The 23158-nt window shown below is 48.9% G+C and carries 24 protein-coding genes; 9 read left to right on the top strand and 15 right to left on the bottom strand.

What is annotated here, in order from left to right; genetic code table 11:
* The first annotated feature begins 9 nt into the window (after positions 1 to 9).
* The 6 genes from FSU_RS07680 (at position 10) to FSU_RS07655 (ending at position 6945) form a co-directional block, all read left to right on the top strand.
* Positions 10 to 1182: a deoxyguanosinetriphosphate triphosphohydrolase family protein gene (locus FSU_RS07680; RefSeq protein ID WP_015731933.1), complete on the top strand. Its 1173-nt coding sequence runs from the start codon at positions 10 to 12 to the stop codon at positions 1180 to 1182.
* 65 nt (positions 1183 to 1247) lie between these two features.
* On the top strand, positions 1248 to 2261 hold the full coding sequence (locus FSU_RS07675; RefSeq protein WP_014545882.1) for a helix-turn-helix transcriptional regulator: 1014 nt from the start codon (positions 1248 to 1250) through the stop codon (positions 2259 to 2261).
* A gap of 159 nt (positions 2262 to 2420) precedes the next feature.
* Positions 2421 to 3173 (top strand): hypothetical protein, encoded by a 753-nt coding sequence (locus FSU_RS07670; RefSeq protein WP_014545881.1) that lies wholly within the window; start codon positions 2421 to 2423, stop codon positions 3171 to 3173.
* Positions 3174 to 3181: 8 nt separating this feature from the next.
* Positions 3182 to 4261 (top strand): AAA family ATPase, encoded by a 1080-nt coding sequence (locus FSU_RS07665; RefSeq protein ID WP_014545880.1) that lies wholly within the window; start codon positions 3182 to 3184, stop codon positions 4259 to 4261.
* Between the two features lie 33 nt (positions 4262 to 4294).
* Positions 4295 to 5557, top strand: a complete 1263-nt coding sequence (locus tag FSU_RS07660) for a VWA-like domain-containing protein (RefSeq protein ID WP_014545879.1) — start codon at positions 4295 to 4297, stop codon at positions 5555 to 5557.
* Positions 5558 to 5631: 74 nt separating this feature from the next.
* The gene (locus tag FSU_RS07655; protein ID WP_014545878.1) at positions 5632 to 6945 is read left to right on the top strand and encodes a DnaB-like helicase C-terminal domain-containing protein; all 1314 of its coding nucleotides are present in this window, start codon (positions 5632 to 5634) and stop codon (positions 6943 to 6945) included.
* 23 nt (positions 6946 to 6968) lie between these two features.
* On the opposite strand, the gene FSU_RS07650 is transcribed toward FSU_RS07655, so the two are convergent.
* The 10 genes from FSU_RS07650 to hisE all read right to left on the bottom strand — a co-directional run bounded on the left by FSU_RS07650 (position 6969) and on the right by hisE (position 14694).
* Positions 6969 to 7826: a TIGR02452 family protein gene (locus tag FSU_RS07650; RefSeq protein WP_015731932.1), complete on the bottom strand. Its 858-nt coding sequence runs from the start codon at positions 7824 to 7826 to the stop codon at positions 6969 to 6971.
* A gap of 174 nt (positions 7827 to 8000) precedes the next feature.
* Positions 8001 to 8618: an OmpA family protein gene (locus FSU_RS07645; protein WP_014545877.1), complete on the bottom strand. Its 618-nt coding sequence runs from the start codon at positions 8616 to 8618 to the stop codon at positions 8001 to 8003.
* Between the two features lie 168 nt (positions 8619 to 8786).
* Positions 8787 to 9788, bottom strand: coding sequence for a dihydroorotase (pyrC, locus tag FSU_RS07640; RefSeq protein ID WP_015731931.1), 1002 nt, complete (start codon positions 9786 to 9788; stop codon positions 8787 to 8789).
* Positions 9789 to 9796: 8 nt separating this feature from the next.
* Positions 9797 to 10630 (bottom strand): ABC transporter ATP-binding protein, encoded by an 834-nt coding sequence (locus FSU_RS07635; RefSeq protein ID WP_015731930.1) that lies wholly within the window; start codon positions 10628 to 10630, stop codon positions 9797 to 9799.
* A 1-nt stretch (position 10631) separates the two neighbouring features.
* Positions 10632 to 11510, bottom strand: coding sequence for an MlaE family ABC transporter permease (locus FSU_RS07630; RefSeq protein ID WP_015731929.1), 879 nt, complete (start codon positions 11508 to 11510; stop codon positions 10632 to 10634).
* Positions 11491 to 12144, bottom strand: coding sequence for a ribosome biogenesis GTP-binding protein YihA/YsxC (yihA, locus tag FSU_RS07625; RefSeq protein ID WP_014545874.1), 654 nt, complete (start codon positions 12142 to 12144; stop codon positions 11491 to 11493). The genes FSU_RS07630 and yihA overlap by 20 nt, the downstream gene beginning before the upstream one ends.
* The gene (gene recR / locus FSU_RS07620; RefSeq protein ID WP_235003033.1) at positions 12141 to 12779 is read right to left on the bottom strand and encodes a recombination mediator RecR; all 639 of its coding nucleotides are present in this window, start codon (positions 12777 to 12779) and stop codon (positions 12141 to 12143) included. The genes yihA and recR overlap by 4 nt, the downstream gene beginning before the upstream one ends.
* Positions 12734 to 13597, bottom strand: coding sequence for an EAL and HDOD domain-containing protein (locus tag FSU_RS07615; protein ID WP_014545872.1), 864 nt, complete (start codon positions 13595 to 13597; stop codon positions 12734 to 12736). The genes recR and FSU_RS07615 overlap by 46 nt, the downstream gene beginning before the upstream one ends.
* Positions 13598 to 14437 carry an ATP phosphoribosyltransferase gene (gene hisG, locus FSU_RS07610; RefSeq protein ID WP_014545871.1) on the bottom strand — a complete coding sequence of 280 codons (840 nt, stop codon included), beginning with the start codon at positions 14435 to 14437 and terminating at the stop codon, positions 13598 to 13600. It lies immediately after the preceding gene.
* A complete protein-coding gene (hisE, locus tag FSU_RS07605; protein ID WP_014545870.1) occupies positions 14434 to 14694 on the bottom strand; it encodes a phosphoribosyl-ATP diphosphatase in 261 nt (86 codons plus the stop codon). The genes hisG and hisE overlap by 4 nt, the downstream gene beginning before the upstream one ends.
* A 109-nt stretch (positions 14695 to 14803) precedes the next feature.
* On the opposite strand from hisE, the gene FSU_RS07600 reads away from it, so the two are divergent.
* Both FSU_RS07600 and FSU_RS07595 read left to right on the top strand, forming a co-directional pair.
* Entirely contained in the window at positions 14804 to 16423 is a 1620-nt protein-coding gene (locus FSU_RS07600) for a metallopeptidase domain-containing protein (RefSeq protein WP_015731928.1), read from the top strand.
* A gap of 58 nt (positions 16424 to 16481) precedes the next feature.
* Positions 16482 to 17696, top strand: a complete 1215-nt coding sequence (locus FSU_RS07595; protein ID WP_014545868.1) for a hypothetical protein — start codon at positions 16482 to 16484, stop codon at positions 17694 to 17696.
* A gap of 90 nt (positions 17697 to 17786) precedes the next feature.
* On the opposite strand, the gene FSU_RS07590 is transcribed toward FSU_RS07595, so the two are convergent.
* The 5 genes from FSU_RS07590 to FSU_RS07570 all read right to left on the bottom strand — a co-directional run bounded on the left by FSU_RS07590 (position 17787) and on the right by FSU_RS07570 (position 22433).
* Positions 17787 to 18593 (bottom strand): methyltransferase domain-containing protein, encoded by an 807-nt coding sequence (locus FSU_RS07590; RefSeq protein WP_015731927.1) that lies wholly within the window; start codon positions 18591 to 18593, stop codon positions 17787 to 17789.
* Positions 18593 to 19927, bottom strand: coding sequence for a carboxypeptidase-like regulatory domain-containing protein (locus tag FSU_RS07585; RefSeq protein ID WP_014545867.1), 1335 nt, complete (start codon positions 19925 to 19927; stop codon positions 18593 to 18595). The genes FSU_RS07590 and FSU_RS07585 overlap by 1 nt, the downstream gene beginning before the upstream one ends.
* On the bottom strand, positions 19924 to 20790 hold the full coding sequence (locus FSU_RS07580) for a TIGR02147 family protein (protein WP_014545866.1): 867 nt from the start codon (positions 20788 to 20790) through the stop codon (positions 19924 to 19926). Before FSU_RS07580 ends, FSU_RS07585 begins: the two co-directional genes overlap by 4 nt.
* Positions 20791 to 20952: 162 nt before the next feature.
* Positions 20953 to 21819 carry a patatin-like phospholipase family protein gene (locus FSU_RS16655; RefSeq protein WP_014545865.1) on the bottom strand — a complete coding sequence of 289 codons (867 nt, stop codon included), beginning with the start codon at positions 21817 to 21819 and terminating at the stop codon, positions 20953 to 20955.
* Positions 21820 to 21884: 65 nt separating this feature from the next.
* Positions 21885 to 22433 carry an NUDIX hydrolase gene (locus FSU_RS07570; protein ID WP_014545864.1) on the bottom strand — a complete coding sequence of 183 codons (549 nt, stop codon included), beginning with the start codon at positions 22431 to 22433 and terminating at the stop codon, positions 21885 to 21887.
* A gap of 175 nt (positions 22434 to 22608) precedes the next feature.
* On the opposite strand from FSU_RS07570, the gene FSU_RS07565 reads away from it, so the two are divergent.
* Positions 22609 to 23130, top strand: coding sequence for a MerR family transcriptional regulator (locus tag FSU_RS07565; RefSeq protein ID WP_244263740.1), 522 nt, complete (start codon positions 22609 to 22611; stop codon positions 23128 to 23130).
* Positions 23131 to 23158: the final 28 nt, after the last annotated feature.

The raw sequence follows: 23158 nt of genomic DNA, 5'->3' as shown, positions 1-23158 counted from the left end.
AACTGTTTTATGGAATGGAACGCTTCAGTCAAGAAACAAATTGAATCCCGCTTGATGGAAAAGGAAAACTCGCTTGCAGAATACGCCTGCAATTCTGCGGCTGCGGTCCGCTATCACGAATTGCCTGACGATATCCGGCCGAACTTTTCCCGTGATGCGGACAAGATTATCCATTCTTATTGCTATAGCCGATACATTGATAAAACCCAGGCGTTTTACCTTGTTGAAAATGACCACATCACGCACCGAGTGCTGCATGTGCAACTGGTCGCAAAAATTGCAAGGACCATTGGGCGTTTCTTGAATTTGAACGAAGACTTGATTGAGGCTATTTCGCTCGGACACGATGTCGGCCATACGCCTTTTGGCCACGATGGCGAAAAAATTGTCTCAAAGTTTTTGCAAGATTGCGGTGACGGAATTTTTGAACACAATGTTCAAAGTTTTAGGCTGTTCAATGACCTTGAAGCATACGGCAAAGGACTGAATCTTACCGCGCAAGTGCTCGACGGAATTATCTGCCACAACGGCGAAATACTGAAAAATGAATACGGCTGTAACCGCAGCAAAACTCCAGAAAAACTGCTGGAAGAATACAAAAACAGCTTAAGCGGAACGCTGAAATCAAAAGAGATGGTCCCGATGACATTGGAGGGCTGTGTCATGCGAATTTCGGACGTGATTGCGTACGTTGGCCGCGACATTGAAGATGCCATCATCTTGAAACTAGTGAAGCGCGAAGACATCCCCCAAGAAATCACGAAAATTCTCGGAAGCAAAAATAGCGAAATCGTCAACACGCTTATTACAGACCTTGTCAATAATAGTTTAGACAAAGAAACGCTCGTCTTTTCGCCGGAAGTTTTTGATGCGCTTAACCAGCTGAAAGACTGGAACTACAAAAACATCTATTTGAATCCGAAAAAGTCAACCCAAGACGAAAAGATCAAGATGATGTTCCGGACAGTCTTGGAAGAATGTTTTGATGAACTCCAGTCTGGCGTGAAAAAGGCGACCGGAATCAATCACTGGTGTGAATCGCTGGGCGAAAAGTACAGAGAAACGACTTCGCTCCCACGCATTGTCGCGGACTACGTCTCTGGAATGACCGATGACTACTTGATGAATGCCTATAAGGAAATTGTGATGCCTAAGTCATTCGGTGTAAGCTTTGATGCCTAAATTTGCATGCGTCCACATTTGTCGTATTTGATTATATTTTTAATAAAACATCTTCAGGAGTTTTTATGGCGGACATGACTCGCGGTGAACGCACTGTGCAACTTTTTGCGAAAGTGATTTCAAATCCGGAAAAGAAATTTACCATCAGCGACTTGATGACTTCGTTTGAAATTCCTGAGAGTGAACGCCGCAATGTGCAACGCGACATGCGCTTCCTTTCGGAAATGGATGGTGGCCGCTACATCGCAGTTGATACTGTTGGGCGTACATCTTATTACACCTCGGCGCTTCGCAATGCCGAGAGACTCCTGTTCCCGAATTTTGAAAATACGATGCTCCATTTCGTGTTCCTCAAACGCATCGCGAATATTTACCCCGCCACGAGTGAAATTATTTCGCAACTTCTGGAGCGCATCGAAAAAAGTTTGCCGGGCCGCGAACAGAAATCGCTCCGCCATCTCGGTGAAGAGCTGAACACGAAAATCATTTTCATGGGGACTCCGCCGGACATTGAAGAAAATGCTAGTGAAAAAATGCGGACGATTCTCCAGGCGATTCACGACCACCGTAAAATTGATGTGTTTTACAGAACCGCCTCCGCTTACAAGAAATCAACCCGCATCCCCTTGATGATTATCGTTTATCAGAACGAAATTTACGTGGGTTGCGAATCCGAAAAAGTCAAAGATGCCACCTATACGCTCAAGTTCCGGCGAATGGTTAAGGTGCAACTCTCCAAGGAAACGTTTGTGGAAAATCCGAAAGTTCTGGAAAAGTTGCGTCGGCAGGTCACGTCAGGGGCTGCGTTCATGAGCGAGCAGGAACCCCATCCTGAAGATGTTGAAATTGAATTTGAAATGAGCGCTAGCCTTTACCTTATGGAAAACAAGTTCAACCGAACGATGCACATGAGACTAGCCAAAAATGGCGAAATCTTGGTGAAAATGAAAGCTGATGTGAACCAGCTTTTGGTGAACTGGGTTGTGTCATTCTCAACTGCCGCCCGCGTCATAAAGCCCGCTTCGCTGCAAATGCGCCTCAAGGAATATGGGGAATATTTGCGTTCAATTTACGGGTGAGCTTCAAAAAAATACAACCTTAAAAAACTAGTCATTACGATAATGATTGTGCGTGTATTGTCATATACACGTTAAGAAAAATGCCTGACTTTTTGCGCGGCTTGTCTATGCGTCGTTATTTGACGTATCCCGGTTCTATATTATGCGTGGGGTATAGATATGATTAGCAGGATTTTAAAAAAGGAAAGTTTTGAAACGGTTGCTCGCTGGTATTGGGAAAAACGGGTTTGCGGGCTTCTTGTCCCTGGAAAACGTGGGTGTGCGCCTTCCGAAGGGGAGGTCCTTTGTGCGTACAATGAGATGAAAAGCCACTATCCAGGGTGCAAGTGCAATGTAGTGAGGTCGGGTAAAAGTCAAGGTGATGCGTTCCAGCGGGATATGTTCCAGCAGGGCGATAAAATATGTGGAATTAGGATTGTCACTGATCTGAACGCAGCGAATTCATCAATTGAATTTATTCTGGCTGATTCGTTGTATTATGTGCATTTTAAAACCGATGGAATTGACTCCTTTTCTCATCGGGTTGATACTTGCGACTTGCTGCAGACCATTAAGAATATAAAGAACTTTATCGATAATTTCCCGGCGCATCTTACTGCGCTTGAAAACGAAAAAGTTGAATTTGAGAAGAAAGCTAAGCTTAAGGAAATATCAAGATTAAGCCTGAAAACATGCGTCGCTCAGATGATGTCGCAATTGAGTCACGAATGGAATTTGGCTGACAAGGGTAAATACTTTTTGCTCCAGATTGAATTGGGTAAAAAACGAATGATTGAAATTTCGCTGAACGATAAAAATTTCACGAAAAGAATTCCTGCAATACCTAATGTGCTCAAAAGCGTTGAAGGCTTGCTTGAAACGATGCCGTTTCCTGTGGATATTTCAATGACAAAGGGAATCTTAAAACTGTAGAGGTCTGTATGTCTGTACGTATAAATGCACGAGAACTGGAAAGCTTGTTGGAGGCGACTCCCGCCTCGCAAAATATAATGCTTACGGGCAAGCATGGAATTGGCAAGTCGCAAATCCTGGAGAAGTTCTTTACATCGCGTGGCGAGCGCGTGGTGATTCTGTTTTTGGGGCAGATGAGTGATCCGGGCGATTTGATTGGCCTCCCGCGACTTGACGAGGCAACGGGTAAGACTTTGTTTATGCCGCCGTATTGGTTCCCGACGGATGGCAAGCCGGTGGTGTTGTTTTTGGATGAGCTGAATCGCGCTCGCCCGGAAGTGTTACAGACCATTATGGATTTGACGTTAAATCGCACGCTTGCGGGGCGCAAATTGCCTGAGGGCTCGCGTGTGATTAGCGCGGTGAACGATGGTGAAGAATATCAGTTGACGGATTTGGATCCGGCACTTGTGAGCCGTTTTAACATTTACGAATTTAGGCCCACTGCGCAAGAATGGCTGTTGTGGGCTTCAAAGGCGGGGCTGGACAGTCGCGTGATTGATTTCATTTCTGAAAATCCGGAAATGCTTGACGGTGCCGCCTTTACTCGCGAAGACCAAGGACTTGAAAAATCTCCTGACCGTCGCGGATGGAAACGCGTTTCAAAGATATTACAGACGAACGAGGTCTCTTCGCTTTTGAAAACGATTATTGCGGGAATCATCGGTATGCCTGCCGCAACAAAGTTCTTTGCGACAATCAACCGGAAACGCTTGCCAAGTGCAAAGGAAATTTTGCTTGGTGATTTTGCAAAGCAAAAGACTGCACTTAAAAAATGTTCTACGCCGGAACTTGCCTCCGTGAACGAATTAGTCTTCCGTTTTATTGAAACGAAAAACTACGACGAGAAAGATACTGAAATGGTGGCAAGGGTGGCTGCGAATTTTGCCGCTTATTTTGAGTTCCTTTCGGGCGAAAAATTCCGCGAGGCGCAGGCGCATTTCGCAAACTTGTATTCGTCTTCGCTATACCCGTCAACGATGACGTTTGTCATTATGCATTGTCCAAAACTGTATAAGAAAATTACGGAATTTATCAAGTCAATTTAAGGCGGAGACTCGTTGAACTGATAATTTAAATCTATGACTGTATTGGATAGAATAAAGAAAATTGGTGAACGATGGTTCTTGACGGAACCGCTCTTGTTTGCTGTGTACTGCAGTCACGAATTTTACGAGAATGATTCGCTTGATGTATCAATGCGAACTGGGAATAGAAAGGTTGAATTTGCCCCGAAGCTTTTGAACAACGTCTCAGATGTTGTGTTGGCTGAATTTTTGAAAGTTGAAATGTTCCGCATTTTACTCAAGCACCCGTATCAGCGACAACCTCCGTTTGCAATGAAACAGTTGCTCACACGAGCGAGCAACATCACGCTTAACGATGTTTATGAAGTTCCGCCCGTTGTCAAAAGACTGATGAGCGGCGCAGAATTGAATTTACCTAGTGGTTTGTGCTTTGAAGAGTATTACAGTTTGCTCAAGGATACAGTTATGCCTTTTGCTCCATCGGATGGCCGCGGGATTCCGAACGATGTCAGCGAGGCTGCGCAGGGCGAAGGCGAATCTTGCGAATCGAGCGAATTTGGAGAAACGTGCGCGAACAGCGGCAATTCTCGCAGCACGCAAGGAAAAAACGACACGCAAGAAAAACTAGATGCGCAAATTTCGGAGTTATGGGAAGAAGACGAATCGGCTTGCTGTGATATAAATGGCTTTATCGAAATTGCCGAAGCTAGTAATAACTGGGGATCAATTTCTAAGAAGTTGCAAGGCGTTATCAGGGCAAGTAAGAAAGTCAATATGGACTACCGCAAAATGCTGAGTCTGTTTAAGACATCAGTGATTTCTAGCAAGCGTCGACTTACTCGCATGCGTCCTAATCGACGTTTCGGTTTTGATGCCATGGGCAGCCGCTACGAGCTTTCAACGAATTTACTCATTGCTGTTGACGTGAGCGGGTCTGTCACGGACAAGAACTTGCAATTTTTCTTCTCGGTGATTAACCGGCTCTTTAAATATGGTGTTGAAAAACTAGATGTTTTGCAGTTTGATTCCAAAATTCAAGGCGAGCCCGAACCGTTAAAAAAGGCGCGCAAAACCGTAAAAATCATGGGCCGCGGAGGAACAAGTTTTCAGCCTGCCGCTGATTATTACTGTGCGCACCCCGAATATGATGGACTCATCTACTTTACTGACGGTTACGCCCCTCCGCCAAAATTCAACACCAAGCGCCCCATAGACGTGCTGTGGGTGCTCTGCGGAAAATCAAACTACAATGAACACGCCAAATGGATTAAAAGGCTAAAGCGAAACCATGTCGCGTATATTCCTGTGAGTGGATGATTGTCCGCCTGCTTCATGCGTCAACAGTTGTCGTATGGTCATGGTATATTTTGGGATGTACAAAGGAGGCTCTTATGTTCAAAGACAAGATGACAGACAGTTTTGAGTCGTTGGCAGAAAATGAAATTAACAAGGCTTTCCGCTACTACAATTACGTGCGAGAATTTTACGGTTATCTATGTGATTCGCTGGACTTGGTCTTTGAAGATGATTGTTGCGAATTTGATCCAGCGTACGCTCCTGCAGAAAAGGAATTTCCGCCCACTGATGGAATTGACGAAAATTCCACTGACAAGGCAAAAGCTCTTGACAAGATGACTCGTGCCATCCGCGCCTACGAAACAATGCAAACGATTGTTGGGGCTTTTGACAAGGAATGCGTAGAAAAGTCTGCGAAAAATTGCGGGATGCTACAAGATACACACAAGTTTGCGCTTACAAGTATTGCACAGTGGTTTCCGAAGCCCAGCATTTGGCGTGAATTTGATGATTCTGCACAAAAGCAGCTTGATGAATATTCGGGCAATGCGCAATGTGCCGCCTTGCTGTTGGAACCGCTTTCGCTCGAAGATGCAATTCATAAAATTTTTGTGAAGCAAAAGAAATGCCTTGAAAAATTTCTGCCGCAAAAAATCAATAATCTGAAAAAGTTGCAAGCCGAAATGGAACGCTCTTACACGGGTAAGGCGGACTGGGCGAATCGTCTTCGTAGAGGTGCATTGACAATTCTTGCGGCGCATGCGGGGGTCGGAATCAGAACGTTTGCGTTGAACGTTGCGGCGAGTGCTGCGTTGGATGATGGCAAGGGTGTCGTTTATTTCAGCTTGGATAACTGTGGAACGCGGCGTGGCGAACAGCTCCTTTGCCAGTATGCTGGTGTAGACTATAGTAAAATTTGCGAAGAAGCGCTTGATAAAACCGAGACTCAAATGCTCGTGACATCGGTGGGTAAAATCATGCATTCGCATCTACGAATTGAAGATGCGACCAATATGGATCTTACAGAGCTGGCTCAAAAAGCAAGACTCTACAAACAACTGAAGTCATTAGACGTGCTAATCATTGATTACCTGCATTTGCTGAAAATTCGTTCTAGCGCAAATAAGGCTGAATCATTAAAGATGGCGACTTGGACGCTGAAAAATCTCGCCATGGAATTGAATATATCCATTTTGATTCTCTGCCCGCTAAGTCGCGCAAAATTTGATGAACCGAAACCCGCTCCATTGACTGAACTCAATGAAGTCCTGGAAATCACGCAAGAAGCTGATGATATTTGGCTGCTTGAACGAACCAGTCTAACAATTGTCAAAATTGCAGACGATTCTACGAAAAAGATTCCTTTGTGCTACACGCACAAAAGAGGGTTCACACCTGTTATCGCTTAAAATTACCCAAGACAAAGTACACCTTACCCTACCTCCCGCAATTTGCAGAACTCCTTGTAGTTCTGCTCAAAGCCGGGTCGGCAGAATACGGCGAATTCAATATTCTTGAACGCGTGCAGGTAATCCTTGATGGCTTCGGCGGTGGCGTTTGCGACGATTCTTGGGTCGTTCATGAATGCCCCGCAACCGAATGCTCCGAGGATAATGCTTTCGGCATTGTTCAAAATGGCGATATCCAAAATGCGGCGGAGCCTCTTGATGTGCAGTTGCTTTAGACCTTCGTCGGTGATAGAACCGCAGCCGTATTTATCAACTAGCAACTCTTTTTTGCGTTCAAAATTGCGCAAGTTCGGTGCAGCACAGGTGATAACATCTACGTTGTACCAATCGGATTCGTCTAGCAATTCGGGGGCGGATGTGTCGGTCTTGATGACCGTTACGCCAGGTGTGTAAATGCAGTCGTCATCATGGAGCGCATTTTTCTGGTGCCAATGCGGCTCGTAGAAAAGCTTTTCCATTTTCGGTGCCAGGAGGCATGGGTGCAATGTGGAACATCTGCAGATGCTTTCTTCTTGGGCGCCTGCTCCCGTTGTCACGCCGCCGCCTGGGTGCGATGCGGATGCAAAGTTAAGGACTGCGACTTTTGTGTTTGCGTATGCTTTGGCGGCTTCAAGTGTACGTTTTTGCGAGACGATGATGTTGGCACGTTCGGCGAAAATTTCGCGGCTCTCAACAACGACGTTTTCTCGCTCTCCGGTGAATTTCTGTTCGTGTATAGAGCGTTCAATAGAATTGCGCAATCGAGCGTTTGTGCGGCAACGTTCTGCAGTGTCTTCGTAAACTTCGATGTTTAATTTCTTGTAGTCAATTTTGTTTTGCATAATTACCTAGTGTATTTCCCTTAATATCGTCTTTGCGGTGCGAAATGTCAAGTGGGCGCTTTGCGGCATCCTGCGAGCGGTGTCTTGAACCAACATCTTGAATACAAAAAAAGCCTCCGCAGTTGCGGAGGCCTTTCAAACACTTGCGCGTTTAATTTTACGCGATCCTGAGTATTACTGGATGCGGACGTTCACGCGGCGGTATTCTTCTCTGGAACCGTACTTGAACTTCTTGAACATGCGCTTGCCATACCACTTGGCAGTGATTTTGGAAGCCGGAATGTACTTGGAAAATTCAGCCTTGACGGTTTCAGCACGGCGCTGAGAAAGTTCGTCGTTGTAAGCGACAGAGCCGAGGTCGCAGGTGTAGCCTTCCACGAGGAGGGATGCGGCATCGATGTTGGTCTGTGCGAACTTGGAACCGACTGTTGCGATGACGGCGCGGCCTTCGCTGCTAAGTTCTGCGCTAGCGAGTTCGAAGAGGCTGCTCACGTTCGGGAATTCGATCGAGGTGGCCTGGCCGTTTTCAACCTTGGCGAATGCGTCGTTGAGGTATGCTTCAACTTCGGCATTCGTGGTCAAGAAAACCTGGGAATTGTTCTTGATAGCTGCGAACTTGGAGAAGTCAAACGGTGCCGGCTGTTCTGGTTCCGGTGCCGGGGCTTCGACCTTGGCCGGTTCCGGCTGCTTGACCGGAGCGGGCTTTTCAGATTTCTTGTCGCCGCAAGCGACGAGGACAGAGAGCGAGAGTGCTACCGGAAGAATACGACCAATTGTTTTTACCAGATTCATTATAAAACCTCCGATTGAAAAGTGGTATAATCCTTGGATCGCTTTTTAATATAAGTAAAAAAAGCTAAAGAGGTAATTTTTTTTTATTTGTACAAAAAAAATTCGCCTTTTACGGCGAATTTTTGTATGAAATTTGGGCGTTTTATTGTAAAATGAAGGCCCAAAACGTTATTTAAGTTTCCATTCGAGCGTCTGCCCGGCGGCGAGCGGCACAACTCCGTTCACGACGGCAGGGACGGTCCACGATTCCTTGACCACCTCGATTTGCTTTGTCGTGCGCGGGAGGTGGTAGAAGTCTGCACCGAATCCTGCGATGAAGTTCGGGAGCTTGTCGAGGGCGTCTGCGCGGTCAAATTCCTGTACCAAAAGCGGGATGGCGACCGGTGCGCTGTAAACGCCTGCGGCGCCGCACGGGCATTCCTTTTTGCCCTGCTGATGCGGGGCGGAATCGGTACCGAGGAAGAACTTCGGGTTTCCGCTGAAGGCGGCTTCGCGGATGGCCTTGCGGTCTTCGGGGCGCTTCGGCAAGGGCTTGCAGAAGTGGTGCGGGCGCAGTGCATCGCCGACGATATCGTCGAGGGTCATCATCAGGTGGTGTACCGTGAATGTGGCGGCGACGTTTGCGGGGAGGCGCTTCACGGCTTCGACGGATTTTGCACTGCTCAAGTGCTCAAACACGATGCGGAGCTTCGGGAACTTTTCGGCGAGCGTTTCGACGCGCTTGATAAATGCGGGCTCGCGGTCCAGGCAGAATTCACCCGGCTCTTCGCCGTGTACACAAAGTACCAGGCCTAGCTTTTCCATCATGGCGACAACGGGGAAAACCGCTTCGAAATCGCTGATGCCGTCCTGGCTGTTCGTCGTTACGCCTGCGGGGTAGTACTTGCCTGCGACAACGCCTACGGCCATCATGTCCTTCAAGTCCTGTTCCGTGTAGTTCGGGTTCAGCTTGAATGTCATGAGCGGTTCAAAGTCCGGGCGCACCGGAGCGGCGGCTTCGAGAATCTGTTTTTTGTAGTCGGCGATTGCTTTTGCGCTAGTCATCGCGGGAACTGTGTTCGGCATGATGATGGCGCGGCCAAACTGGGCAACAAGATCGCGGACGTAACCGGGCATGAGTTCGCCCTGGCGCAAGTGCGCATGAAAATCGTCTGGTAATGGAAGGAACATAACTGTAATTAAGTATTAGGTGAAACGGATTGAAGGTCGCGGAACTGGTCCTTCGAAATTTCGCTATCCGAATGGAGCCAGTAGTCAAAGGAGTGCGGCTCGGTGAGCTTTTTCTGGTGCAAGAATACGAGGTTGCAGTCCAGTTCCTTTGCAATCATGAGGTCGTGCGTGACGATGATGATGGATGTCTTGAACATCGTTCGCATGTTGTCAATCAACGGCAAGAGGTTTCTGCGGTTGTAGTTGTCAAGCCCTGCGGTCGGTTCGTCCATAAGCAAGAGCTTCGGGTCCATGGCCCACGACCTTGCAATGGCGACACGCTTTTGCATGCCCACGCTGAGTTCATGCGGGAACATCTTGGCAAAGTCGCGGACGCGCATCAAGTCCATGGCCATGTTGACTTTCTTGGTGATTTCGTCCTCGGTGCCCATCTTGTGGTAACGAAGCGGCAGTGCAATGTTGTCTACAACTCTCAGGTTTGAAATCAGGGCTGCGTTCTGTAGCACGTAACCCACTTGGCGCTTTGCTACTTCGAGTGCGGATAACCTTTCTGACGGGATGTATTCGCCAAAGTAATAGATATGCCCTTTGAGCGGGCGTGCAAGACCTGCAATCAAACGGAGAATGGCGCTCTTGCCTTTACCGGATGGGCCTGCGATGCAAATTGTCTCGCCGAGCTTTAGTGTGAGGTTCGCCCCAGCGATGAGCTGGAAATCGTCGTTGCCTTTGCTTGTCCTGATATTTTCAAAATAGCTTACGGCTCTCGGAATCGAAAACATCGTTCCCGAGAGTTCGTTTGTCGAAAGGTAAATATCTTCAAGTCTGAGGGCTTCGTCTAGCATATTAGATAATTGCTGAAAGGTTCTGCATGTAGTCTTTAACGAAGTACATCAAGAATAAGGCGTCGGTAAAAACGATGTAGAGGAAGGACATGATGACAGAGCGGGATGTTGCCTTGGGAACTTGGCGAATATCTCGCTTGATGTTCAGTGCCTGGTAGCATGCGTTGATTGTAATGATGATGCCAAAGATAAGGGGCTTCACAATCGCAAAGACAAAGTCCGGTTTGGTGAGCGCCTTGATAATTTCTGTAGAGAGGTAGCTCCAGGTAATTTGCACGTTGGGGGCGTTTCCGGTAATGAAAATGATTCCCTTCGTGAGGAGGAATCCTGCTCCGATAGCGCTTGTACTAAAGATGATATTCATGATGATCATTGCGATAGTACCACCAATTACGCTAGGCATGACAAGGTAACGGATTGGGTTGATGCCCATGGTCGCAAGAGCGTCTACTTCGGAATTGATAACCATGCTGCCGATGTAAGTGGTCAGCGAGGAGCCTGTACGGCCTGCGATGAGGAACGCTGTGAAGATGGGACTCAGTTCGCGGATGATAATCACCACGATGAGAAAGCCGATGTTATTTGAAAAGCCCATCTTGCCCATGAGGGAGAATAGGTAGATAATGACGACGGTTCCGAACAACGTAGCGACGGCAAAGAGCGGCGGAAAAATTTCAACACCGGTGAAGAACGTCTGCAAGATGATGTTGCGGGAGTCGCTCTTGAAGTTGTGGCTTTTGTCGAAAAGGGACGCTACTGTGCGGAGAAACAGGGCTATGAGCTGCCCCATTCTTGTTTTCAAGATGAATATCCCGAGCGTGTGGAATAAACGCCCGACGGGAGTCATCTTTTGCCAGTTTTTAAGTCGCGTCTTTTCCATTATCGCTATGTATTGCCTCTAGGATTTCGGTCCAGAGTTCATCGAGCCCGGTTTTCTTGAGTGAACTGACACAAAGCGGCTTTTGGTCGAGGTCCAGGCGCTGCTGGATGTCCCTGAGCCCTTTGGCGAGTTCAGACTGGTTCACCTTGTCACGCTTGCTAGCGACGACCAGCACGGGGCAGCCCGTGGCGCGGATGCTTTCGACTGTCTCGATGTCGATGGGCGTTCCTCCGTGGCGGATATCTACGAGGTAGATGAGTCCTTTGAGGTCCTTGCACTTCTCAACATATTCTCGGATAAAGTCGGACATCTGGTCGCGCTTTGCATTGTTGACTTTAGCGAACCCTACACCTGGTAAATCTACAAGAAAAAATTCGTCATTGACTTTGAAAAAATTCAATTCGCGCGTTTTTCCGGGGGTCGAACTGATTTTCACGAGCTTTTTCTGGCCCATGAGGGTGTTCATGAGCGAGGACTTGCCCACATTGGAGCGTCCGAGGAAGGCTATTTGCGGGAGGTGTTCTTCGGGGAGACCTTTGAGGCTCACTGCGGCCTTGACAAACTTTGCCGAACGGACGGTGTAACCGCCAACTTCAACAGGGGCCTGGTGGACAACTTTTTCTTTTGTACTCATAAGGAAACTCTCCCTTCGAATGCGCGAAGCATGGTGACTTCGTCGATGAATTCCAGGTCGCTGCCCATCGGGATGCCGCGGGCAAGGCGGGTGCGCTTGACATTGACGCCGGCGAGCATGCGGTCAATCATGAGGGCTGTGCTGTCGGCTTCGGGGCTAGAGCCGAGTGCAAGGACAAGTTCTTCGATGTTTTCTGCTTTGATGCGTTCCACGAGTTGCGGCAGGTGGAGTGCTTCGGGGCCGATGCCGTCGAGCGGGGAAATCACACCGCCGAGGACAAAGTAAAGACCTTTATGGACAGACGAACGTTCGAACGGCAGAATGTCTGAATTTTTTTCGACAACGCAGATGGACTTGGCGCCTTCGCGGGCTCTGCACGTAGGGCAGATGTCTTCGTCGGTGAAGGCGTGGCAGCGCGGGCACGGGTGGACCTTTTCGGCGGCCTGCATCAAGCTATCGGCAAAGCGCTCGACATCGCCTTTTTTGCGCGAAAGCATGTGGTAGGCGAGGCGGCGTGCCGTCTTTAGTCCAATCCCTGGAAGGGAGGCAAATTCAGAAATCAGGTTTTCTAGGCTTTGCGGTTCTACGTTCATGAGCGGGAGTCCAAATGCGCGTACAGCATGATCGTGAGCCATTCTTGGATGTGCTTCATGCCCACCCAGACGATGGCGCCTTTGACGCTTTCGATGACGGGCTTGTTGCGCACGTCGGAATTCACGAACTGCAAAAGGTTCGCCGAAATGTCCGGGTGCTTGTCGAATTCATCGCAGAGGACTTCGAGCGTCGGGCGTGTGCGCAAGAGCTTGATGATTTCTAGGATGGCGGCAGATGTTGCGTCAATCTTTTGGCCTGTTACGATTTCGGGCTTTGCAAAAAAGAAACCTTGGAAAAAGTCGTAGCCTATGTCTTTGCAGCGTTTGTATGTCGGTTCGTCTTCAACTTTTTCGGCGAGCAGCTTGATGTTCTTTGATTTAAAGAACTGCGCCGCTTTTTCGATGTCTTCGGGCGAGTTGTCGACTAGGTCCATCTTGACGTAAGAGACGTATTCGAACAGCGGCTCAAAGCGGCGGATGTATTCGTCGCTCATGATAAAGTCGTCGAGCGCAAGTTCAAAGCCGAGAGACTTGTGACGCTGAATGGCGCGGATGAGATTTTCGTCTACGGTAACGTCTTCGAGAATTTCAATAACGAAGCGGTCTGTGTTCAAGAGGCCGAACAAGTTGTCAAGAAGAATCTCGCGACTGCAGTTGATAAACGCCTTGCTTTCACCGACGAGGCGCGTAAGCCCGATGCTGTTCAAGATGTTCTCGAGCACCTGGGCGGTTGCCTGTAAGTCGCTTGCGATTATTGCGGTATCGCTACTTGGCGAGTCTCGGAATAGCAATTCATACGCGAAGATATTTCCATCGCGGTCCAGAATCGGTTGACGTGCCAAGTAAGCGAGAGATTGCATTTAGATACGTGCGCTTTCGATGCCGAACAGGAGGATGCTCCTTGCGCCTGCGTCCCAGAGCTTGTCCATGATGGCATTGGCTTCTTCGCGCGGCACCATGGCCTTCACGGAGTACCATTCGCGACCGTGGAGCTTCGTCACTGTCGGGGCGTCGAGACCCGGAGTCATTTCGCAAGCCTTCGAGAGAAGTTCGGAGGGGCAGTCGTACTCGATCATCATGTACGTCTGGGCAACGAGCTTGCCCTGGATGCGGCGGATGAGCGTGTTGACTTCTTCGAGTTCGGTCTTCTGCGGGTTGCAGAAAATGGCAGCGTTAGAGCGGAAGAGCGGTTCGCCGATAATACGGAGACCGGCCTGCTTGAGCGTCGTACCTGTTTCGACAACGTCTACGATGGCGTTTGCAACACCGAGGCTCACGGAGATTTCGACGGCGCCTTCGAGCACCACGAAGTCCATCTTCTTCTTGTAGTAGCTTTCCACGATGTTCGGGAAGCTTGTGGCAATCGTTGCATCCTTGAGGTCAGCGAGGCTTTGGATCGGGCTTTCGTTCGGGACTGCAGCGCAGAGCTTGGAAGCTCCAAACGGGAGGTCCAAAACCTTCACGGCCGGGCTCTTCGCTTCGGCGTTGAAGTCAATACCCGTGATGCCAGCGTCGATGATGCCACGACCCACGTACATCGGGATGTCGCTCGGACGGAGGAAGAAGAATTCGATACCGTTCTTGGAATCGATCTGGGTCAAAGTCTTGTAGGGCTTGGATGCCTTGTAACCGCAGGCCTTGAGGAGTTCCTGGGTCGGTTCAAAGAGCATGCCCTTGTTCGGGAGAGCTACCTTAATCATAGTTTTGCGTACACTTCTTCGAGGGTGAGACCTTTTTCTGCCATCATGACGGCAACATAGTAGAGTACTTGAGAAAGTTCGAGACACTGGGCGTCGCGCGATTCAAAGCGTGCAGCCATCCAGCTTTCGGCGGCTTCTTCGACGAGCTTCTTGCCGATGCCGTGCGGGCCTTTCTTGAAGAGTTCCGTGGTGCCTTTGCCTTCCGGCATATCTTTCTTGCGCTGGCAGGCCAGTGCGTACATTTCTTCAAACGTCATAATTAGACCTCTTTAGTTTTACACGCCCAAAGATAGAAATTTAGGAGTTGCTTGTTTTGGAGGTTTCGCTAAATATATGTATATTCATTATATGACTTGTTTTCGGGGTATGACATTTGTGGCCCGTCTGCTTGGGGCTTGCGTATTATCCACGTCTATGGCGTGGGCTCAGGCGGCTGTATCTGAAGAAAATATTGTGATGGAAAAAATCATCTACACCGATGATGATCTCCATTCGTCTGCTTCAAACAGCGTCATGAAAGTCCTTTCAGGGAACACTGTCGAGACTTATGTCTCTGGCGAACGCTATTTCCCGGTGATACTTGTAGAAACCGCTGATTTCAAGGCCTTGGATTCTGCCTTTATGGCAAGGATGTTCAACGAAGAAGGCTTCAAGGATAATGGCGTGTTTGGGAGCGTCCGCGATTACTATATAGAAAGCTCTGGCGGACAATTTAAGCCGACTTTTGATATTTACCCGGTCAAGCTTCCTAAAAATTTTAGCGAATACAATAGCATTAGCAAATTTGTTTTGCCCTCCATAGATGCTATGGTTGAACGCAGTGACTTTGCATCCCGTGCGAGCAAGTACGGGACTGTTATTCCGTTTATCATATTGCACCCCACATCGAAAGAAAAAGCTAAAGAGTATAACAACTATTTTTACAACCACATGGATGGTTTGAAACAAGCTACAGGAAAAATTTATTCGAAAAATGGCTATAGTTTTAATAAATACGCTTTTGTATCGCAGAAAGCAGAAAAAAAGCCGAATGCTACAAGTACAAAAGATGTCGCCATGCTAGGTGCATTTATTCATGAATTCTGCCATGTTATGGGACTTTCTGATTTGTACAGCAACGATGCAAATGACTATGCGACAATCGGCCCCTTGCCTTTTGACGTGATGGCGCTTGGGCTTCGTAACGGAAATGGGGGCTATCCGCCGACGTTTTCTGCTTTCGAGCGCGAGTCAATGGGCTGGCTGAATCTTACGGAAATTTCGAACAACAAAAAGATTTTTGAGCTCAAGAATCTTTCGGGTATGCAGGCCTATGCTGTATCGAATCCGAAGTTTCCCAATGAATACTATATCATTGAGTATCGCCCTGCGGTAGGCTTTGACTCCAAATTAGGGCAGTCGTCATACAGTGGCAAGCAAGGCAAAAATGGTGTTTTCATTTGGTACATTGATTACAATGCTCAAGTTTTTAACTCGAATGACCCGAACAAAGATGTAAACCATCAGCGAGCCGAAGTGAAGACCGTCCTGACCAAAAACGGGGATTCGTTTACGGAATTTGAATTTATCAGGAATAACGGTACGACATCTGTTGAGGGAATTTTCAATATCGTCTTTGACGGAAATGACCGCGTGTGCTTTACGGTGAACCGTATGACAGCGCTTGATCAATGCCCTAGCGTTTCATCATCTAGCTCTTCTGTAGAAAGCTCAAGTTCATCGTCGGAAACGGTTTCGCTTGCTCAAAGTGTAGTGCGCGGCGCGCGTGTGTTCATGACCCGTAGAATCCTGAATGTTGAAGTCCCTGTGGCGGGGCAAAAGACGCTCCGATTTTACGACGCTCTTGGAAATGTTATCAAGTCGTACTCCTTTACGGAATCGTCTGCATTGGTTGACATTTCCGGGTGGAATCGTCCCGCTTTCGTGCGGCTAGACGTAAATGGAAGGCCGCTGCTTGCAAAACGAGTCTCGGCTTTACCCAAATGAAATGGCAAAAATTTTGAGTTAACTATATTTTGAATAGTTAATTAGGATGAGGAATCGGATGAAGAACATTTGTTTACTGGGGAGCGCATTTGCTCTTGCTTTGTTGGGTTGTGCATTTACGAGAGGCGATAGCGTCTCCAAGGCTGAAAATTTTCAGGGTAAAACGGGCATTATCGGCGTGTTCCGCCAGCCGGCCTACTACTGTGGCGAAGGTATCCCGCATACGATGACGCTTGGTGGCAAGTCCATCATTGTAAAGCCCGCCTTTAGCAGCGAACAGGAAAACGTGTTCTTTAGCGAAATGAAGCCGGGCGTTGCGACGCTTACGGAATACAAGTACACTTGTGGTGAAAACGAAAACAAGATGGAACTGGATACAACCGGGGCGGGGAATGAACGCTTCCCGACATCGGTCGTGATTCCGGAAAAGGGTTTCTGCAAGGTGGTCGTCTCGTTTATGGATGGCGATACGCTGTTTACCTATAATGGCGAGCTTTTGAGGGAACAGTTTGCAAAGGCCGAAGTGGCTGTAAACACCGACAGCATCCCGTATTGCGATATCCTTGACAACAAGGGCAAAAAGATTTCGATGGTGAATCGCGATTCTATTCTGGATGTGAAGTTCGCGGCCGCCGTGAAAGATGCTTCCGAAGCGCTCGAAGAAGAAAAGTTCAATATCGTGACGCTTGATGAATATAGCGATAAGGTCACTTGGAACAGCGACAAGTCCAGGCTCCTCGTGGTGACGCTTACGTCCGATCCCGAGACTTACAAGGATGGCGAACTAGTCAAGTCTGATAGCGTGGTCTGGGTCGTGAACGAAAAGGAACTCTTGTTGTGGTATCAGGACCATAAGGATGGCGTGCGCAACTGGGACTTGAGATTTAAGCAGCTCTTTGGCGAACCGAGAACATCCAAGGCGACGCACATGGCATTCTTGTGGGTGAAACCGGATGACTTGATGCGACCTGCATATATGCCGGATGTGAAGTCTTACGACATGCGCACCGCTTTTGAAGGCGAGCTGAGCAACGATGCCGAAATTTCGGAACGCATGATGTGGTTCAAGAACTGGTTTGATGATCGTGCTTCAAAGAGCTACACTGGACCGGATGCCCGCCCATGGACTCGCTTGGGTTATACGTATGACTGGGGCAGCAAGGGTGAAAAGTATGGGCTTTCGGAATTTATCGTAGTGCCTGGTGCTGCTATGGACGTGCGCTTTACGCGCAACTTGAAGTTCATCGCGAACTGGATGAAGGATAGGAAGTAGAACTTAGAACTTAGAGCTTAGAACTTAGAAAACGTTGCATTGTCATTCCGGCCTCCGAGCCGGAATTGCCTTTTTTCTCAGTTCTGCCAACTACTGTGGCAACGCCACAAGCACTCGCCATAGTATTTGGCGGGCTTCTTTGTATTTGCGCTCGAAGGCCGTTTCTGGTTTCTCGGAGTTGAAACTCTCGCACTTAATTGTCATTCCCGCTTCCGCGCGTTCATCAAAAACAATTCTCGCGGCTTCGGCGAATTCCCTGGCGTAGATTTCCCAGTTCGTGCGGAGTTCAATCGTTTTCCCGAGCGCAAGGAGCGTCGGGAAAATCGGGTGCATGTGGAAACGTCTCGTGGCTTCGCTTTGCTTTGGCCACGGGTTCGGGTAATAAACCGCATGGTATGGAATAGTCCACTTGCATGCTTTGACGTAATCCAATGCGAGTCGCCAAAAGTCCAACAACTCTGCGCGAATCCAGAATGCGTTTGCGGGAACGTCTTCGCCCGCCGTTTGCGATGGGTTGCCGGCCTTGTTCAGGCGGGCGCAGGACTTGTCTATCCCGATGACGGGAATGCCCGGAAAGCGGCGAGCGATGTGGATTGTACTTTCGCCTGTCCCGCAACCAGAATCTAGAATCACAGCTCGCGGCGCAGTCCCATTGTCGGCATTCCTTGTTACACTAGTCACCCCGGACATCATGTCATCCCGGCCTTGTGCCGGGACGGGGTCGGCATTCCTTGTTGCGTAGAACTTCCGCACGAATTCTTCGACTTCTGCAAATGCTTCTCGTGTGTGGTCTGCGATAGGACGCAAAAAAGTTGTCCGTGCGTATTTGCGGACAACTTCTTCAAGATCTTTATGCAGGGTTTCCTGATTCGATGTTACGGAATTTGCTCCAGACATTATTTGTTCGATTTCCAGATGTTCAGCAAGTCATTGCCGATGAACTCAAGATTGTCGAAGTGGAGTTCTGCATCGCTGTGGAATACAAGCCCCATCGTAGTTGCGCTCTTGCGTGTTTCTTCGTTGGGTACAATGTCTGCAAGTGCGAACTTGTACTTCTTCTTCTCTTGCGTGAGCTCCATGGAGGTCTTGCCGATGGTGAATGCTGCTCCACCAAGCGAGGCGTCAACGTCCTTGAGCGTGGCGTCGATAATTACGAAATCAGAAGATCCCTGACCCCATGCTTCAAATGCAATCGTATCGATGGGGGTGAGGTCGTAGCTTACACCAGAATTTCCGATATCCACTTTGACAATGGCGCTAGCCTGCTTGTATGCGGATGTATCCGGGAATTCGATTGTAAAGTGGACTTCCTTGCCGCCGTTCCCGTCATCCTGAATGACGGCGGTAAATGGAGAGCCGCCGAACGGGGTGTATGTTGCAACTGGGGTGATTTTGAATGAACCCGGCAATGTATCGATGTTTACTATTGCTGGATCGGTGTTTATTGCCCATTGGCCACCGCCGAACATGAAATTCGTGTATTCGGGAGCGAGGCGGTGATAGAAGTCCCCGTCTTCAAAATCGTCAATGAGGAGAGTCTCTTTTTCCGGTTCCGGAGTGTTCGGCTTGAGCGTTGTGACCGAGTCGCCTGCATCCGTTTCAACAGAGACCTTTACCGTATCGGCTGTTTCTGCCGGAATAATCACCATGTTCAGGTGACCTGCCGGGAGACCGAAGATTTCAAACTTGCCGTTCGTGATGGCGGCAGAATGGTCGAGGCCGCGGAACTTGACGTAGCCGTTCATGTTTTTGAGGCTTTCAGTCGTATCGTCAATAAAGTCGGTAATTGAACCGCCGATAAAGACGGACTTTTGCAAATTCTGCTGGCCGAGTGTGACATCGCTTACGGTGTCCTTGACATCCACAGGGAGCTGGAGAGCGAGTGCGGATTCATCAAGGGAGGCTTCCATCGTGTAGTTGCCAACGGCGACGTGTTCAATGGAGACAAAGCCGTTCGAGTCTGCGGTAGCCGTATAGCCTTGACCGTCGAGACTGTTGTGCTCGACGAGCTTGACGCGTGCATTTGCTGCAGGTGCGTTGGCGATAAGGATCTGTGCAGTGATGGCGTTGCCAGCTTCTGTGCCGCTCGGGCCGCCACCTGCTACGTTGTCAGAACCGCAGGCGCAAAGCGAAAACCCGATTGCAAACGGTGCAATCAGCGAAATCAGGCGTCTGTTGTTGTTCTGCTTCAAGTCCATACCCTTAATATATAATTTCTTTTTGAAAATCATTTTGCACCTCCTTTGTTTTCGGGCGAGGTAGGGCCTGTTGCCGGGTCGGCTACCTTGTCGGAAAGGGGGTACATAGCGATGTTCAGTGCATAAACGCGGTCGGCGCGTTCGCTCTTGCGGGCAAACTGCAGAAGGCCGCGGCGAAATTCTTCAATCTTGTGCTTGATTTCAGGCAGGTCGGATTCATCTGCGGTGAAGACCACGCTCGAAATGTCGCGTTCTTCGGGTTTGTGGCGGTCGAGCGATTCCTGCGCAAGTTCCATTGTGTGTCTGTGGAAACTGCGGACTGCAGAACTCTTGACTTCGCCGCCAGTACTGATAATCTGGTCGGTGATGTTCCAGCCGCCGGTGCCGTCCGGCACGACGAGCCCAAGCTGCTTCAAGATGCCGAGCGCGTTGCGGGCGTCATCCTGCGAAATAGGCGGGTTCAAATGCTTGCCGAGGCCTGCGATATCGCTCGTGTCCTTCGTGATGCCGATGAGGGCGCGGAGCGCAGCGCATGCCCAGCTGCCAAAGTAGGCGAGTTCCGGTTCCGAAAGCACGCGCGTTTCAAGGGAACGGAGTTCCAGGAGCTTGTAGTAAAGCTCGGAGAGCGTCTGCTTTGCCTTGGTCTTGTTGAACCTGTAAAGGGTCTTGAAATATTCTGCCCTTCGATCGTCTAGGCCGCAAATTCTGATGAACACGGGCAGGGTGCTCTCGTTCAGATGGCCTTCTTTTTGGAAAACTCGAACAAGCCAGGCCGGGTCCACGCCGGTTTTCTGGCCGAGATAGCGGTACGAGGTGAACGGGTTGTCTTTCTTGGTCTCGACAAACCAGTCCTTAAGGTACTCGCGATATTCCAGGTAATCTAATACTTCAGGCATACCCTATAATCTATATTATTATAGGGGCGTGTTGCGAAAACGCGTTGAGAAAATAGGCTTCGCGTTGTAAAATTTTCAACGAGCGTTGTAAATTGCCGTTTTTTCGCGAAAAAAAAGGCTTTTCAGAAGTGTCATCCCGAGCGAAGTCGAGGGATCCAGTGACTATCCTTCCAAAAATTTCAGCAAATTCGGCATTTTGTTGTGCGCGTCTTCCTTGCCGAGCTCGTAAAGCTGGGCGATTTTCTTCTTGTTGCTCTCGATGTCCGAAATTTTGATGAGGCGGCTCGGGCGGTAGATGAAGACTTTGCCCTCGGATTCGAGTTTGGCGAGCCTGTCGAGCGCCTGGTTGTAGCGGATATGGCGCGTGGCGACCGCTTCGACGAATTTCGGGTAATGACGGAAGGCAAGCTTGACGAGCGGGAGGGCCTTGTTGACCTTTTTGCGGTAGCCGAGCGGGCGCGTGAGAATCACGACGGCGCGTTCAAAACCACTTTTGAACATGGGCTCGAACGGAATACTGTCGGCGACGCCGCCATCCAGGAACTTTTTCCCGTGGATTTCGACGACCTTGCTTAAAATCGGGAGACTTGCCGATGCGCGGATGCGGTTCATGTCGTCTTCGTTGCGGTAGTCCAAAATGCGCGGGTATTCGGCAAGACCGGTTTCAACGTCTGTCATGCAGACGCGGAATTCGGTCTCTTGGCACTGGGCGGCGAACTTGTCAAATTCAAACGGGTCAATTTTGTATGGAATTTGCTTGTAGCAATAGTCGAAAGCAAAGTAGTCGCCTGTGAAAAGCAGGTTCCTGAAGCTCATGTAGCGCGGGCTCTTGGAGTGCACGGTATCGACGCGGAAGTTGCGCCCGATTTGTCCTGAGAGAAAACTGCACAGGTGCGTGGCGCCTGCCGATGTGCCGCAGGCCCCGCCAAACTTGATTTCTTTGTCGGCGAGTATGTCAAGAACGCCGCCGGCATACGACCCGCGTAAACCGCCGCCCTCGACAACAATGGCTGTGTTTTTGTACTTCATAAAATTAACCCAAATCCAACTTATTAATCTATATTAATTAATTTGGCTATTTAACTACTTTAAACTTATTTTTGCGTAATTTGTATTGATTTTATCCAAGCGTAATCTTTGGGGTGATTTACGAATTTTTCGGGATTTTGAGCGAACATGGCCAAAAATTCATCGCGCGTCATCAAAATGAAGTCGTCTACTTCGCCTGGCTGCGGAACGAGATGTTCCACTTCTTCGTCAGATAGCGTTATCTTGTACGTGTCATAATATTCGTTGTCGAAATACGTTCTGTTGTTTAAAGCGTTCTCGTGGGTCGCCTCAAAAAGGTATTCCAAGTCTTCGGGGCGTTTGGTGATGCCCATCTCTTCGCGGAGTTCGCGGACGCCAGCGTGTCGGCTGTCGTCGCCTGCGGTAATATGCCCGGCGCAGCTCGTGTCGAGCAGGTTCGGGTTGTTTTCCTTGAGGTGGCTCCGGAGCTGAAAGACGATTCTTCCGTCGGGTGCAAAAGCCCAGATATGGACGGTGCGGTGCCAAAGCCCCTTCGCATGGACTTCTGTCCTGCTGCGGGAATACCCCGCCGGAGTCCCGTCGCTGTTCAAAATGTCAATCATCTCTTCTGCCATGTCTACCCGCCCGAAAAAAAACTTGTTGCAGTATAATATAGTAATGAACGAAAATGTGTGGACGGCAAGAGAAAATTTTTTCTAAGCGCAAATTTTTTCAAAAAAAATACCTTGACCTAGAGCTAACTCTAGATGTTATATTTTTAGAGAACATCTAAACCAAGGATGAATGGCTATGGACAATACCGCGCAGAACGATTGTGAAAAAGGCAAGGAAAGAGGTGTACATGGGGGTAATGCAATGTGCTATTCTATCGGTGAGGTTGTCAAGAAGACGGGTCTCTCTGTGCATACGTTGCGCTATTACGAAAAAGAGGGACTGCTTCCTTTTGTGCAAAAGAATAAATCCGGAATGCGAGCCTATTCTGATATGGATTTGCAATGGTTGACGATGATTGAATGCCTCAAGGATTCGGGGCTTCAAATCAAGGAAATCCGCCAGTATATCAACTGGTACCGCGAAGGTGATTCTACGTTGCAGCAACGATTGAAACTTTTCCGAAGCCGTCGTGAGGCGGTTGAAAAAGAAATGAAACGCCTTACGGTGGTGCTGAACAAGATCCACTTCAAGGAACTCTTGTACGAGGAAGCTGTCAAGCAGGGAAGCCTTGATGCCGCTGACAAGAATCCGAAACTTTTACGACTCAAGAAAAAACTGTTCGAATCACCGGACGATTTTGACAAGGTAACAGGCTAGACATGAAAAAATAACGAAGAAAAAGAAA

Origin of the sequence: Fibrobacter succinogenes subsp. succinogenes S85, from assembly GCF_000146505.1 — a bacterium.
GTDB lineage: Bacteria > Fibrobacterota > Fibrobacteria > Fibrobacterales > Fibrobacteraceae > Fibrobacter > Fibrobacter succinogenes.
This window is presented reverse-complemented; position numbering and strand designations above follow the sequence as displayed.